Consider the following 13879-nt stretch of genomic DNA (forward strand, 5'->3'; position numbering starts at 1 on the left):
GACGAGACCAACCCGACTCTGACCGAGACCGGTACCCTGAGCGTGACCGACGTGGACGGCGCCGACGAGGCCAAGTTCCTGGCCGGCAACGGCACCCCGAGTGCGGGTGCGTTGGGTAGCCTGACCATCACCGAAGGCGGTGCCTGGACTTACAACGTCGACAACAGCAAGGTGCAGTACCTGGGCGAGGGCGAGACCCGCGTCGAGAGCTTCACCGTGCAGTCGGTGGATGGCACCACCCACACCGTCACCATCACCATCACCGGCGTGAACGATGGCGCCGTGGTGGCGGGGGATGACTTGGGGGCTGTGACCGAAGATCTGAACGTGGTGGGTGGCAAGCTGAGCGACAGCGGCGTGCTGACCATCAGCGATGCGGATCAGGGTCAGGCCAAGTTCGTGGCGGGCAATGGCACCCCGAGTGCGGGCGCACTGGGCAGCCTCTCCATCACCGAGACCGGTACCTGGAGCTACAACGTCGACAACAGCAAGGTGCAGTACCTGGGCCTGGGCGAGACCCGGGTTGAGAGCTTCACCGTGCAGTCGGTGGATGGCACCACCCACACCGTCACCATCACCATCACCGGCGTCAACGATGGCGCCGTGGTGGCGGGGGATGACCTGGGCGCGGTGACCGAAGACCTGAACGTGGTCGGCGGCAAGCTGAGCGACAGCGGCGTGCTGACCATCAGCGATGCGGACCAGGGGCAGGCCAAGTTTGTGGCCGGCAACGGCACCCCGAGTGCGGGTGCGCTGGGCAGCCTCTCCATCACCGAGACCGGTACCTGGAGCTACAACGTCGATAACAGCAAGGTGCAGTACCTGGGCCAGGGCGAGACCCGTATTGAAACCTTCACCGTCAAGAGTGTCGATGGCACCAGCCATACTGTCTCGGTCACCATCACCGGCACCAACGATGCACCGACCCTGAGTATCGACAAGGGGGCCGTGGTCTCCGAAGAGGGGCTGGCCGGCGGCATTGCCGATACGGCAGGCAGCAGCGATACCACCGACAGCGTGGCCGCCAGCGGCAAGATCACGGTCGGCGATGTCGACAGCCAGGATACGCTCACCATCAGCCTGAACGGGCCGGCTGGCCTGACGGCTGGCGGTGCCGTGGTGCAGTGGAGCTGGAATGCCGCCACCAAGGTATTGACCGGTTATACCGGTACACCGGGTGGCGCCGACTACAAGGCGGTCATGGATGTGAAGCTGACCGCGCCTGCCGGTGGCAGCAAGGGCGACTGGAGTTATGACGTGACGCTCAAGGCCCCGCTTGATCATCCGGTCAAGGGCAGTGAAGACGTACTCAACTTCCAGATCGGTGTGACCGTATCGGATGGCAAGACCACCACCACTGGCAGTCTGCCCATCTCGGTCGAGGATGACTCGCCGGTGGCCGGTGACATGGCGGCCGTCTCCGTCATCAAGACCAACATCCCGGATACTCTGACCGGCCTGTTTGATCTGACCAAGTACAGTGGCAGCAACCAGACGACCCTGAACGTGAGCGGCTTCAGCATCACGGCGCTGGGCTTTACCTCGTCGACCAACTCGGCCCTGATCACCGCCAATGTCAATGGTTCCAGCGCCGGTCTGGGGGTTTCCAGCGTCGGTTCACCGAATCACAACCTCGCCAACGAGGTGGACTTCCGCCACTTTGCAAACGGTACTTCTGCTTCCGAGCAGCTGATCGTCAAGCTGGATGCGGGCAAGGTAGCCTATGGCGCCAACATCAAGTTCAGCCAGATGTTTGGTGGCGAGCTGGAGAGCGGCGTGGTCGAGTTCTACCGCGGCGGCGTGCTGATCGGTACCCAGACCTTCAGCTCCAACGCGGCGGGTGGCGACTATGCCGGCAACTTCCAGGTGCAGCAGGGCGGCTTCGATACCATGGTCATCAAGGCCACCAACAATGGTAACGGCCTCAACGCCGACAACAGCGACTTCACCGTGAAGAGCATCGAGTTCCTCGGTGCCACCACGGCGCCGGCCATCGCCTACGGTTCCGGCACGGTCACTCCGCAGTGGGGCGCCGATGGCAAGGGCTACATGCAGCTGGTCGGTTCTACCGAGACCGGGCTGACCACGGCGACCGGCAAGCTGATCACCACCACGATGGAATCGGCCAATACTCTGGTCGGCAAGGCCAGCGATGGCACCTTGGTGTTCCGTCTGGAATTTACCCCGGCCACCGGCAAGTGGGAATTCTTCCAGTATCAGAACATGTCCAAGCCGCTGGGAGATGGCGACATCGACTTCCAGATCAAGGTGGTGGATGGCGACGGCGACTACAGCCTGGGCTCTTTCGCAACCAAGCCGCTGTTTACGCCCATCGTACAGTCGGTCTCCAGCGAGAGTGCGGCCGAGGGCGGCAACCTGCTGCACACGGTGACGCTCTCTGATGCGACCCAGGAAGCGACCCAGTATGACTTCGGCATCAAGGGCAGCGGTACCAACCCGGCTTCCAGCCTTGACTGGGGTACTGCCCAGTTCAGCAACGGGGTGACCTACAACAGCGCCACCGGCAAGATCACCGTGCCGGCCGGGGTGTCGGGCTTTACCGTGACCATCCCGACGGTGGACGATCGTCTGGTCGAAGCGAATGAGACCCTGACGGTGACCGTGGGTGGCCAGAACGGCATCGGTACCATCATCGACAACGATCGTGCGCCGGTGACCACGGGCGGCTACAGTGCCGGCAAGGAAGACACGCCGCTGGTGCTGAAGTGGGCCCAGTTTGGTGCCAGCGATGATCAGGCCGCTTCTGACCTGAGCGTGCAGATCAACACCCTGCCGCTGAACGGCAAGCTGGAGTACCTGAACGCAGCCGGCCAGTGGATTGCGGTGAAGGTGGGGGATCTTGTCTCCTACACCGATATCGACAGCGGCCACCTGCGCTTCGTGCCGGGCCTCAACGAGTCGAGTACCAACGCCAGCAATGGCAATGGCGTCGTTACCGGCAACCTGCAGGGCGATTACGCCAGCTTTGGTTACCAGATCAGCGACGGCGCGAACCTGAGCAACAGCGGCAAGCTGGTGATCGACATCATGGCAGTCGCGGACAAGCCGGTAGTCGACATCAGCCTGACGGGCAATGGCGTCCCGCTTTATACCCAGTACCCGTCGTCCGGCATCTCCACCGGGGCGTTCCAGAGCGGCAACTTCAACAAGGGCAACTTTGGCATCACCAGCAGCTTTACCGACAGCACCACCACTCAGGACAGCGTGGTGGGGACCAGCGGCAACGACTACATCGTCAGCGTGAAAGGGGGCGGCGATTACTTCGTCGGCGGTGCGGGCAATGATGTATTGGTCGGCGGCAACTCGGTCTCCGGCGATACCCTCGACGGCGGCACTGGCAATGACATCCTGGTGGCCGGACTGGGTGGCGATACCCTGTATGGCGGCGCCGGTACCGACCTGGCCGTACTGATGGGCTCGCGTGCCAACTATGTCATCGAGCGCAGAAGTGATGGCGGTTTCAACTTCCTGGTGAAGGAGAACGGCGTCACTATCAGCAAGTCGCTCTACGACATCGAGCTGGTGCAGTTTGATGACGGCATCTACCAGTTCAACCAGACCGACGGCACCCTGACGGCGGTACAGCCGAGCGTGGTGGATTACCCGTTCGAGATCAGCGCTTCCCTGACCGACCGGGATGGTAGCGAGCAGTTCGACAGCCTGGTACTGACTGGCATGCCGACGGGGTCGACCCTCTACCAGGGCTCCACCGTGCTCGGCACCGTGGGAGCCGATGGCAAGCTGACACTGACCGGTCTGTGGAACCAGAGCGCGCTGGACGTCAAGCTGACCGGTCTGACCCTGCGGGTACCGGGCAGCAGTGCCGGCCAGTTCGACCTGAAGGTAGAAGCCATCGCCAAGGAAGTGGCGACTGATCAGACCAGCAGTGCATCGGATCAGGATTCGATCCGCATGAGCTACTTCCTTTCCACCGAAGGGGAGCCGGGCGATCAGAACCGCACCTATGGCAACGAGCACAATATCGTGGTCGGGGATCTGGATGGCAGCGTGGTACTGCCGGGCCAGAACTACAACATCGCCTTCATGGTCGACAGCTCGGGCAGTATCGGCACCAGCGCCATGAATACCATCAAGAGCCAGCTGGCTCAGGTGTTCTCCAGCCTCAAGGCGAGCGCCGGCACCGATGGGGCCGGGACGGTCAACATCTTCCTGGTCGACTTCGACACCATGGCCAACAAGTCGGTCAGCGTGAACCTGAAGGACAGCAACGCCCTGAGCCAGCTGCAAGCCATTCTCGACAGCATGGATGGCAGCACCAACAGCGGCGGTGGCACCAACTACGAGGATGTGTTCAAAACCACGGCCAACTGGTTCAACAGCTCGACCGTACAGGGTAATACCAATGCCAAGAACCTGACCTACTTCATTACCGATGGTAAGCCGACTTACTATTTGAGCAATGAAGGCAGCAACCCGCTGGTTGATGACTACACCAACAACAACAAGGACGTATATCTCAATCAGCTGCTGCAAAATGGCTATGTGCCTGGTCAGGTATACAAGAACGGTAACTTCACCGTGATTGATGGCCAGGGCGTCGTGTACAAGAGCGATACCTCAGGCAAGGTCTCCACGATCGGTTATATGCGCCCTGATGGTCTGGGTGGTTATACCTACTCGACCCTGGCAGGTAACGGACAGGATTCCACATCCACTACCATCAGCAATGCCGTTGCCGGCTTTGCCTTGCTGACGGGCATGGGGGTCACGGTGGAAGCGATCGGACTGGGGGCCAATATCTCCTACAACGATCTCAAGTCCTACGATTCTGACGGCGTCATCATGACCGGTGTCAACGCCAGTGACCTGGCCAACGCCATTCTGGGTACCTCGGTGAACAACCTGCCGGGCAGCGACCGGATCGACGGCGGTGCCGGTGACGACATCCTGTTTGGGGATGCCATCCACTTTGCCGGCATCAACGGTGAAGGTTACGCGGCCATCAAGCAGTATGTGGCCGGCAAGCTGAGCGCAGGCTCGGTGACCGATGCCCAGGTCCATGACTACATCACGGATCATGCCAGCGAGTTCGATCAGTCCTCCAACAACGACAAGGCGGACGTGCTGATCGGCGGGGATGGCAACGACATCCTGTTCGGTCAGGGTGGCGATGACTTCCTGTTCGGCGGGGCCGGCAACGACATCCTGTTCGGTGGTGCCGGCAACGACACCCTGTACGGCGAGAGCGGCAACGATACCCTGTACGGCGGCAGCGGCAACGACACCCTGTACGGCGGTAGCGGTGACGATATCCTGAGCGGTGGTCTGGGCAATGACATCCTGGTCGGCGGGCTTGGCAATGACATCCTCAAGGGGGATGGCGGCGCCGATACCTTCACCTGGCTGCAGGGCGATACCGCTGCGGGCAGCGTGGCCAAGGATTACGTGGTCGACTTCTCCAAGGCGGAAGGTGACAAGCTGGATCTGAGCGACCTGCTGGATCACGATGGTTCTCGCAACCAGAACGATCTGAAGAGCCTGCTCTCTGTCTTCCAGGACAGCGAAGGGGTTCATCTGCAGGTCAAGGAGAGCAGCGCCGCCCCCGTGACTCAGGAGATAGTGCTGATGAACCACACGTTCGACAGCCTCACCGGCAGCGCATCGGCCACCTCGTCCCAGGTGATCGACTACATGCTGAACAACAACATGCTGGATATCGACAAGTAATCCGGTCGACCCCAGGCAAAAAGCGGCAGATTCATCTGCCGCTTTTTTTATGTCATGGGATTGAAGGTGGCGCTGATTTTCATTGGATAATCAGGGCCGTGTCACCGTCGACAGAGGATTGTGAGCGAATGGTTACTGACAAGCTTGAAGAGAGCCCGGCCGCGAGCCGGGTCTCGCTTTTTTTTATCAAGTTCCTGCATCATCTGGCCGACATAGGATAAGAATACGGGTCGTGTTGGGATTCTGACCCTTCTATACTATGGCGAGACTCGGGCAACGGACGTAAGGGCTTTATATGGCGAGCATATTGGATTCAGTGGACCAACGTACCCAGCTGGTAGGGGAGAACCGCCTGGAGCTGTTGATGTTCCGTTTGGGATCCCAACAGTTGTTTGCTATCAACGTGTTCAAGGTGCGGGAAGTGGTCAAGCTGCCCCATCTCAACAAGATGCCGGGAGCGCACCACAACATCAGCGGGGTGGCCAACATCCGTGGCACCTCCATTCCGGTGATCAACCTGCGCAGCGCCATCGGCATGCGCCCCATGCCCATCGATGCCGAGTCCAACCTCATCATTACCGAATACAACCGCACCATTCAGGGCTTTCTGGTGGGGCAGGTGGCCAACATCGTCAACATGACCTGGAAGGACATTCTGCCGCCGCCGCGCTCGGCCGGGCGGGCGAACTACCTGACCGCCATCACCCGCATTCCCGAGGACGGCGTCGATCAGATCGTCGAGATCATCGACGTGGAGAAGGTGCTGGCCGAGATCATCACCTATGACATCCGCATCTCGGAAGAGGTGCTGGATCGGGAGATCCTGCCGGAAATGCATGGCCGCAAGGTGCTCATTGTCGATGACTCCAGCACGGCCCGCAATCTGGTGCGCGAAACCCTGGGCCAGCTGGGGCTGGAGGTGATCGAATGCCAAGATGGCCTGCAGGCGCTCAATCTGCTCAAGGGGTGGTGCGATGCAGGCAAGAAGGTGACCGACGAGATCCTGCTGATGATCACCGATGCCGAGATGCCGGAGATGGATGGCTACCGGTTGACCCATGAAATTCGCAGCGATGCCCGCATGTCCGATCTCTTCATCACCCTCAACACCTCGCTGAGCGGCAACTTCAACGAGGCCATGGTCAAGAAGGTGGGCTGTGATCGCTTCATCTCCAAGTTCCAGCCAGACCTGCTGGTCGGGGTGGCCCAGGAGCGGTTGCGCCAGATCCTGGAACGCTGAGACAAGATCAATAAACATCCCGCCTTGGCGGGATTTTTATTGGGGTTGGAACCCGGAAGATAGGTAAGGCCATGACACCGGGATCACTGGGTCAGCAGCGGCTCGATGAAGCTGGCCACCCGGTCGCGGATCTGCGGCTGGGCGGCGGCGGTGGGGTGGATGCCATCGTTCATCATGAGTTCAGGGCGCAGCGCAATATCATCCATGAAGAAGGGCATCAGCGGCAGCTGATTGGCGCTGGCCAGCTCCGGGAAGATCTGCTCGAACTGGCGCAGGTAGCGTGCGCCGTAGTTGCGCGGCAGCTGGATCTGGGTCAGCACGGTTTTTACCTGTTGTGCCTTGGTCAGCGCCACCATCCTGGTGAGATTGTCCCGGGTGATGGCCGGCGCGAACCCGCGCAGCCCGTCGTTGCCACCCAGCTCGATCAGCACCCAGTCCGGTTGATGTTCCTTGAGCAGGGCCGGCAATCTGGCCAGCGCCCCTTGCGTAGTTTCACCACTGATGCTGGCATTGATAAGCTGATGTTTACCCCCCTGCTGCTGCCATTTCTGATTGAGCAGCGCAGGCCAGCTCTGCTCCGCCGGCATCTGATAACCCGCACTCAGGCTGTCGCCCAGTACCAGCAGGGTCTGGGCCTGCACCGATGACACCAGGCAGCACAAGGCAAACAGGAAACGCGTCATGAATTCAACTCCCATTATCAACGTCAAGGGCCTGGGCAAGATAGTGCGCCTGGGCCAGGAAAGCCTCACCATCCTTGAAGGGATCGACCTGCAAGTCAATAGCGGCGAAACAGTGGCGCTGGTCGGTGCTTCCGGCTCCGGCAAATCCACCCTGCTGGGGCTGCTGGCTGGGCTGGATCTGCCGAGCCAGGGGGATATCGAGATCCTCGGCCAGTCGCTGCTGCAGCTGGACGAGGAGGGGCGTGCCCGGCTGCGGGCCGAGCAGGTGGGCTTTGTGTTCCAGTCCTTCCTGCTGCTGCCCACCCTGAGCGCGCTGGAAAACGTCATGCTGCCTGCCGAGCTGCGTGGCGAGACCCGCTGCGAGCCGCGGGCTCGCGAGCTGCTGGCGGCGGTCGGCCTTGGCGAGCGGCTGCACCATCTGCCGCCGCGCCTCTCCGGCGGTGAACAGCAGCGGGTCGCCATTGCCCGGGCCTTCATGACCCGGCCCAGCCTGCTGCTGGCCGATGAGCCCACCGGCAACCTCGACAGCAAGACCGGGGAGCGGGTGATCGAGCTGCTGTTCGAGCTCAACCGCGAGCATGGCACCACGCTCGTGGTGGTGACCCATGATCACGAGCTGGCTCAGCGTTGCCAGCGGCAACTGGTGATGGCGGCAGGACGACTGGCGGCGGCTGCGTCAGCATCCGAAGCCGCTTCTGCAGCAAGAGTCAGGGAGCTGTCATGAGTCAGTGGCGACTGGGATTCAAGTTATGGTGTGGGGAAGGCGTCAATGACAAGGGGCTGCCCGGACTGGCGCAGGTGAGGAGCACGTCATGAGTCAGTGGCGACTGGGAATCAAGTTATGGTGTGGGGAAGGCGTCAATGACAAGGGGCAGCCCGGACTGGCGCAGGTGAGGAGCACGTCATGAGTCAGTGGCGACTGGGATTCAAGTTATTGCGCCGGGAAGGATTCAACGGCGAGCTGCGCTGGTTCGTGCTGGCGCTGGCGCTGAGCGTGGCCTGCGTGCTGAGCGTGGCCCTGGTGGCGGATCGGCTGGATGCCGGGCTCAAAGCCTCCGGCCGCAACTTTATCGGTGCCGACCGGGCGCTGCGCTCGGCCACGCCGGCGCCGGCCGCCTGGCTCGAGCAGGCGGCAAAAACGGGCCTGGCGGTGCAGACCACGGTCAGCTTCAACAGCATGCTGTTTCATGGTGATGCCTTGCAACTGGCGTCCATCCGCGCCGTGCCTGAGGATTTCCCCTTCTACGGCAAGCTGGAGCTGAGCCCCCAGGGGGCGCCGGCACCCGGCGAGATCTGGCTCTCGGCCCGGGTGATGCAACTGCTGGCGGCCAAGCCGGGGGATGCGCTGGAAGTGGGCAATACGGTGCTCAAGGTGGCGGGGGTACTGGGTCAGGAGCCGGATCAGGGCTTCAGCCCCTTCCTGCTGGCGCCGCGGGCGCTGATCCACAGCGCCGATGTGGAGGCGACCGGTGCCCTGCTGCCGGGCAGCCGCCAGCAGTGGCGCTACCTGTTCAAGGGTAGCCGCGAGCAGGTGGCCGACTATGAACGCTGGCTCAAACCCAGACTCAAGGCGGGACAGAAGCTGATCAAGCCGGACGACCAGGGCTCCCAAGTGGGCCGCTCGCTGGCCAATGCCGAGCGTTTCTTCCGGCTCGCCTCCCTGGCGGGAGTGCTGCTGGGGGCGCTGGCCATGGGCATTGCGGTGCGTCACTTCGCCGAGCGCCAGACCAACATGGTGGCGCTGCTCAAGACCCTGGGGGCCTCCCGCCGCTCACTCTGGCAGTTGATGGGCACCCTGTTGCTGTCGCTGACGTTGGTCGGCGCCCTGCTCGGTCTGGTGGCGGGCAGCGCCATGCAGTGGCTGACCCTGCATCTGCTGGGCAACCTGCTGCCAGCTGATCTACCGCCGCCGTCGTGGCGACCCTTTGCACTGGGGTTGGCGGTGGCCTTCTTCATCACCCTGCTGCTGGCCTTCGTGCCCTTTCTGCGTCTGCTCAAGGTGCCGCCGCTGCGGGTGCTGAGGCGCGAGCTGGAGGCGGGGATCCCGCCCTGGCTGGCGTTGCCGGTGGCGCTGCTCGGGCTGTTTGGGCTGGTGTGGGGCTTCACCGCCGATGCGACCCTGGCGCTGGGGCTGATCGGCGGCATGGGCTTGTTGATGGGGCTGCTGGCGCTGATCGCCTCCTTGCTGCTGCGACTGGGTCGCCGGGTGCAGGGGCCCCACGCGCTGCGGCTGGCCATCAGCCATCTCTCCCGCGAGCGGGGCAGCGGCCTGTTCCAGCTGGCGGGCTTTGCGCTGGCACTCATGCTGTTCGGCCTGCTGTGGGCGGCGCGGGTCGACCTGCTCGGCGAGTTCTCGGCCCGGTTGCCGGCGGATGCCCCCAACCGCTTCCTGGTCAACGTGGCAGACGGGGAGCGAGAGGGGATCCTGGCCGATCTGCGTCAGGCGGGGGCCGTGACCTCGGACTTCTACCCCATGGTACGTGGCCGGCTGGTCAGTATCGCCAGCGAGGCGGTGCGCGACACGGATGAAGATGGCCGCGAAGGGGTCAATCGCGAGCTCAACTTCACCACCACCGCCACCCTGCCGCCGGACAATACCCTGACCGCAGGACGCTGGCTGGATGGTCCCGGCCAGGTATCGGTAGACAAGGATCTGGCCAAACGGCTCGACATCGCCCTCGGCGACACCCTGGGCTTCACCATCGAGGGGCGCAGCTTCAAGGCACAGGTGACCAGCCTGCGGGCCATCAAGTGGGACAACATGCGGCCCAACTTCTACATGATCTTCTCGCCGGACGTGCTGGCGCCTTTCTCCCAGACCTGGCTCGGCAGCTATCGTCTGCCGGAGCAGGGGCGGGTGGCCGAAGTGGAGCTGATCCGCCGACACCCCACGGTGAGCCTGATCGATGTGGACGATTTGATCGTGCGGCTGACGGCGGTATCGGATCAGGTGAGCCGGGCGCTGGGGCTGATGCTGGGGTTGGTGACGGTGGCGGCGCTGCTGGTGCTGCTGACCCAAACTCAGGCCAGCATGGCCCATCGACGCCGTGAACTGCTGTTGATGCGCACCCTGGGGGCCGGCAGCGAGCTGCTCAGAAAGATGCTGCGCTGGGAGCTGGTTGCCAGCGGCCTGCTGGCGGGGTTGTGCGCCGCCATGGTGGTCGAACTCTGCTCCCTCGGCCTGCAGTGGTGGTGGTTCGAGGGGCAGTGGCAGTTCCACTGGGCCATCTGGATTGGTCTGCCGTTGCTGGGGGCCGTGCTGGTGACGCTGGCGGGGCAGGGCATGCAGCGCCAGCTGCTGGCGGGCACCCTGAGCGATCGGCTGCGTGGATTGGGGCAGGGCCTGCTCTGATCACCGCATCCTGTGCGGATGCCGCAAGGCACAATGACAATCAGCCCGGCCATTGGCCGGGCTGATTGTCATCCGGTTGGCTGATGAGCCGAGTCAGCGGGCAGTGCTCAGCAGATTGGCAAGGGCCTGGGGCAGCGCCGGGTAGGTGAAATGGAAGCCGGCCTGCTGCAGACGGGTCGGCAGCACCTTCTGGCCGGTGAGCAGCAGATCGGCCGCTTCGCCCATCAGCAACTGCAGCAGGGGGGCCGGCACGAAGAAGAGGTGCGGCCGGTGCAGGGTGCCTGCCAGGGTCTGGCTGAATTCGCGGTTGCTGACCGGCTGCGGCGCCGTGCCGTTGAACAGGCCGTCACACTCGTCGTGTTCCAGCAGAAACAGGATGGCGCGCACCAGATCCTGGATGTGGATCCAGCTCATGATCTGGTGCCCCGTGCCCATGGGGCCACCGAGACCGACGCGATAGGGAGGCAACATTTTGGGCAGGGCGCCGCCGTCGGTGCCGAGCACCAGCCCGATGCGCACGATGCAGACCCGGGTATGCTTGCTGCGGGCTTCGCGGGCCAGGGTTTCCCACTGCTGACAGAGCTGATGGGTGAATTCGTCGTGAGGGGTCTGGCACTGCTCGTCCAGCGGCTCATCGCCCTGACGGCCATACCAGCCGATGGCGGAGGCGTTGATAAGCACCCTGGGCGGCGTATCGGAGAGCTTGACCAGGTCGACCAGCTGTTCGGTCAGCAGCCAGCGGCTGTCACACAGCAACTGCTTGCGCCGCTCGCTCCAGCGGCCGTTGGCGATGGGCTCCCCCGCCAGGTTGATGACCGCGTCCACGTCGTTGAGGTTGTCGAGCCGATCCAGGCTGTCGAGCAGCTTGACGTCGTGGCCGAGCAGATCATAGGCGCGGCTGCCCTGACGGGTCAGCACCAGCACCTCGTGGGCCACCTTGAGATGGGCCACCAGACGGCGACCGATGAAGCCTGTCCCTCCCGTGATCAATATTTTCATATGCAGACTCCCTGACGCTGTTGGCTCTACTCTAGTGGGCCGGCACCAGATGAACAAGCAGCTGTTTTTGCAAAGATTATAATCGTCACAGCAGGCATCTGGCGCATCGCGCCAGGGGGCGTGCAGCGAGCACTGCGCACATGTGAAGGGATGGCTGCGACTGCCGCTGTCGCCCCGCTGCAGACGCGATATAGTGTTGGTCAGAGCGCCCCGCTCTGCCGTCAGAGTTGTCAGAAAGGGTTGTCAGAGAAGGGGATAGGAGTAGACTCGTCCGCTTTTTCACCGTTGCCGCGAGGGTGGGTATGCCGTTTCGTCGTTTGAGGTTGCGCCAGTTTTATACCAGGCTGGGGGCGGCGTTGCTGGCCGGCCTGCTCCCCTTGCTGCTCGGGGTATTGATCGTCTCCTGGCAGACCTTTGCCGGCATGAAGCAGGATGCCGAAGAGCGCCTGCTCCATGCCAGGGAGATGCTGGAGCGTACCCTGGATCACGCCCATCAGGCGGCGGCCATGGTGCAGGGCAGCGTGGGGCGCCCCTGCGAGGAGGTGGTGCAGGGGCTGCGGGATCAGGTGGCGACCGTGCCGGACGTGCGCACCGTCAACCTGGCCAAAGGGGAAGTGGTCTACTGCTCCTCGCTCTACGGCCCCTATCAGGGCCCCTTCAAGCTGGCCGATTATGCCAATGGCCAGCTGGATCTGATGCGGGGCAATCCGGTGACGCCGGGGCGGCCTCTGGTGGTCTATCGCCAACCGGTGGGGGAGTACAGCGTGCTGGTCGGCATCGATGGCTACTACCTGCACAACATCCTCGACATGCTCAGCCGCAACTCGCCGCTGACCCTGGTGATCGGGGCGCAGAGCATGCTGGCCGATGGCCAGATCCACGACGAGGTGCCGCCCGTGGCGCTGGGATCGCTGGAGCAGACCTCTGGCAAGTATCCGTTTCGGGTGGTCACCGATCTTTCCCACGACGAGTACGGCAGCCATATCTGGAACTACTCTCGGGCCAGTCTCATCATCTATCCATTGCTGGGTCTGCTGGCGGGCTGCCTGGTCTACTGGCTGGCCGGCCGTTCTACCTCGCCCTCCCAGGAGCTGCGGCGGGCGCTGGATCAACGGGAGTTCATCCCCTACTTGCAACCCGTGGTGACCGGTGACGACGCCCACTGGAGCGGCTGCGAGGTGCTGATGCGCTGGCAGCATCCGCGCCAGGGCCTCATCTCGCCGGACCGCTTCATTCCGCTGGCCGAAGACAGCGGCCTCATCGTGCCCATGACCCGGCTGCTGATGGAGCAGGTGCGCGAGCAGTTCGCAGGCCGAGTGCACAGCCTGCCCAGAGGGTTCCACTTCGGCTTCAACATCAGCGCCAGCCACTGCAAGGACATGAGCCTGCTGGAGGACTGTCGCGACTTCATCAACGCGTTTCGGGAGAACCCCATCAAGCTGGTGCTGGAGCTGACCGAGCGGGAGCTGATCGTGGCGGACGAGACGACCGACCGCTTGTTTGCCGAGCTGCATCAGCTGGGGGTCTTCATCGCCATCGACGACTTCGGTACCGGCCACTCCAGCCTCACCTATCTGCAGCAGTTCCAGGTCGATTTTCTCAAGATCGATCAGAGCTTTGTCGGCATGATCGGCTCCGATGCCCTCTCCAGCCACATCGTCGAGAACGTCATCGATCTGGCGACCCGGCTCGGTCTGCTGCTGGTTGCCGAAGGGGTGGAGAACGAGGTGCAGGCCGCCTATCTGCGGGCGCGTCAGGTGAACTTCCTGCAGGGCTATCTGTATGGCAGGCCGATGCCGATGAAGGAGTTTGCCGGTCTGCTGGCGCAGGGCTGAGCCAAATTTCGCGTATAAAAAACCAGCGACCGAGGTCGCTGGTTTTTTTCACCCCGAGGCT

At 62.9% G+C, this 13879-nt stretch carries 7 protein-coding genes; 5 read left to right on the forward strand and 2 right to left on the reverse strand.

Going from position 1 to position 13879, the window contains the following annotated elements:
- Positions 1-5709, forward strand: a 5709-nt coding sequence (locus tag ACB032_RS00005) for a VCBS domain-containing protein (protein WP_371137088.1), incomplete at its 5' end; no start/stop codon positions are given.
- Positions 5710-6004: 295 nt separating this feature from the next.
- Positions 6005-6949: a chemotaxis protein CheV gene (locus tag ACB032_RS00010; RefSeq protein WP_017410908.1), complete on the forward strand. Its 945-nt coding sequence runs from the start codon at positions 6005-6007 to the stop codon at positions 6947-6949.
- A gap of 83 nt (positions 6950-7032) precedes the next feature.
- Here the strand turns inward: ACB032_RS00010 and ACB032_RS00015 are convergent, their stop codons facing one another.
- Positions 7033-7632, reverse strand: a complete 600-nt coding sequence (locus ACB032_RS00015; RefSeq protein ID WP_011707238.1) for an arylesterase — start codon at positions 7630-7632, stop codon at positions 7033-7035.
- Between ACB032_RS00015 and ACB032_RS00020 the strand changes: the two genes are divergently transcribed.
- Complete coding sequence (locus ACB032_RS00020) at positions 7631-8356, forward strand: ABC transporter ATP-binding protein (protein ID WP_371137089.1); 726 nt, start codon at positions 7631-7633, stop codon at positions 8354-8356. The two genes, ACB032_RS00015 and ACB032_RS00020, sit on opposite strands and share 2 nt — an antisense overlap.
- Before the next feature lie 180 nt (positions 8357-8536).
- Positions 8537-10984, forward strand: coding sequence for an ABC transporter permease (locus ACB032_RS00025; protein WP_371137090.1), 2448 nt, complete (start codon positions 8537-8539; stop codon positions 10982-10984).
- Between the two features lie 93 nt (positions 10985-11077).
- Here ACB032_RS00025 and ACB032_RS00030 read toward each other — a convergent pair whose 3' ends face one another.
- Positions 11078-11983 (reverse strand): TIGR01777 family oxidoreductase, encoded by a 906-nt coding sequence (locus tag ACB032_RS00030; protein ID WP_011707235.1) that lies wholly within the window; start codon positions 11981-11983, stop codon positions 11078-11080.
- A gap of 302 nt (positions 11984-12285) precedes the next feature.
- Here ACB032_RS00030 and ACB032_RS00035 point away from each other — a divergent pair, with 302 nt between their 5' ends.
- Positions 12286-13818: an EAL domain-containing protein gene (locus ACB032_RS00035; protein WP_011707234.1), complete on the forward strand. Its 1533-nt coding sequence runs from the start codon at positions 12286-12288 to the stop codon at positions 13816-13818.
- Positions 13819-13879: the final 61 nt, after the last annotated feature.

The sequence above is a fragment of the Aeromonas sp. S5(2024) genome (assembly GCF_041403025.1).
Lineage (GTDB): Bacteria > Pseudomonadota > Gammaproteobacteria > Enterobacterales > Aeromonadaceae > Aeromonas > Aeromonas hydrophila.

What these genes read in the sequence shown, in the direction of transcription:
- ACB032_RS00035 (WP_011707234.1), top strand. Translation starts at nt 12,286, where the DNA reads ATGCCGTTTCGTCGTTTGAGGTTGCGCCAGTTTTATACCAGGCTGGGG.
- ACB032_RS00020 (WP_371137089.1), top strand. Translation starts at nt 7,631, where the DNA reads ATGAATTCAACTCCCATTATCAACGTCAAGGGCCTGGGCAAGATAGTG.
- ACB032_RS00030 (WP_011707235.1), bottom strand. Translation starts at nt 11,983, where the DNA reads ATGAAAATATTGATCACGGGAGGGACAGGCTTCATCGGTCGCCGTCTG.
- ACB032_RS00025 (WP_371137090.1), top strand. Translation starts at nt 8,537, where the DNA reads ATGAGTCAGTGGCGACTGGGATTCAAGTTATTGCGCCGGGAAGGATTC.
- ACB032_RS00015 (WP_011707238.1), bottom strand. Translation starts at nt 7,632, where the DNA reads ATGACGCGTTTCCTGTTTGCCTTGTGCTGCCTGGTGTCATCGGTGCAG.
- ACB032_RS00010 (WP_017410908.1), top strand. Translation starts at nt 6,005, where the DNA reads ATGGCGAGCATATTGGATTCAGTGGACCAACGTACCCAGCTGGTAGGG.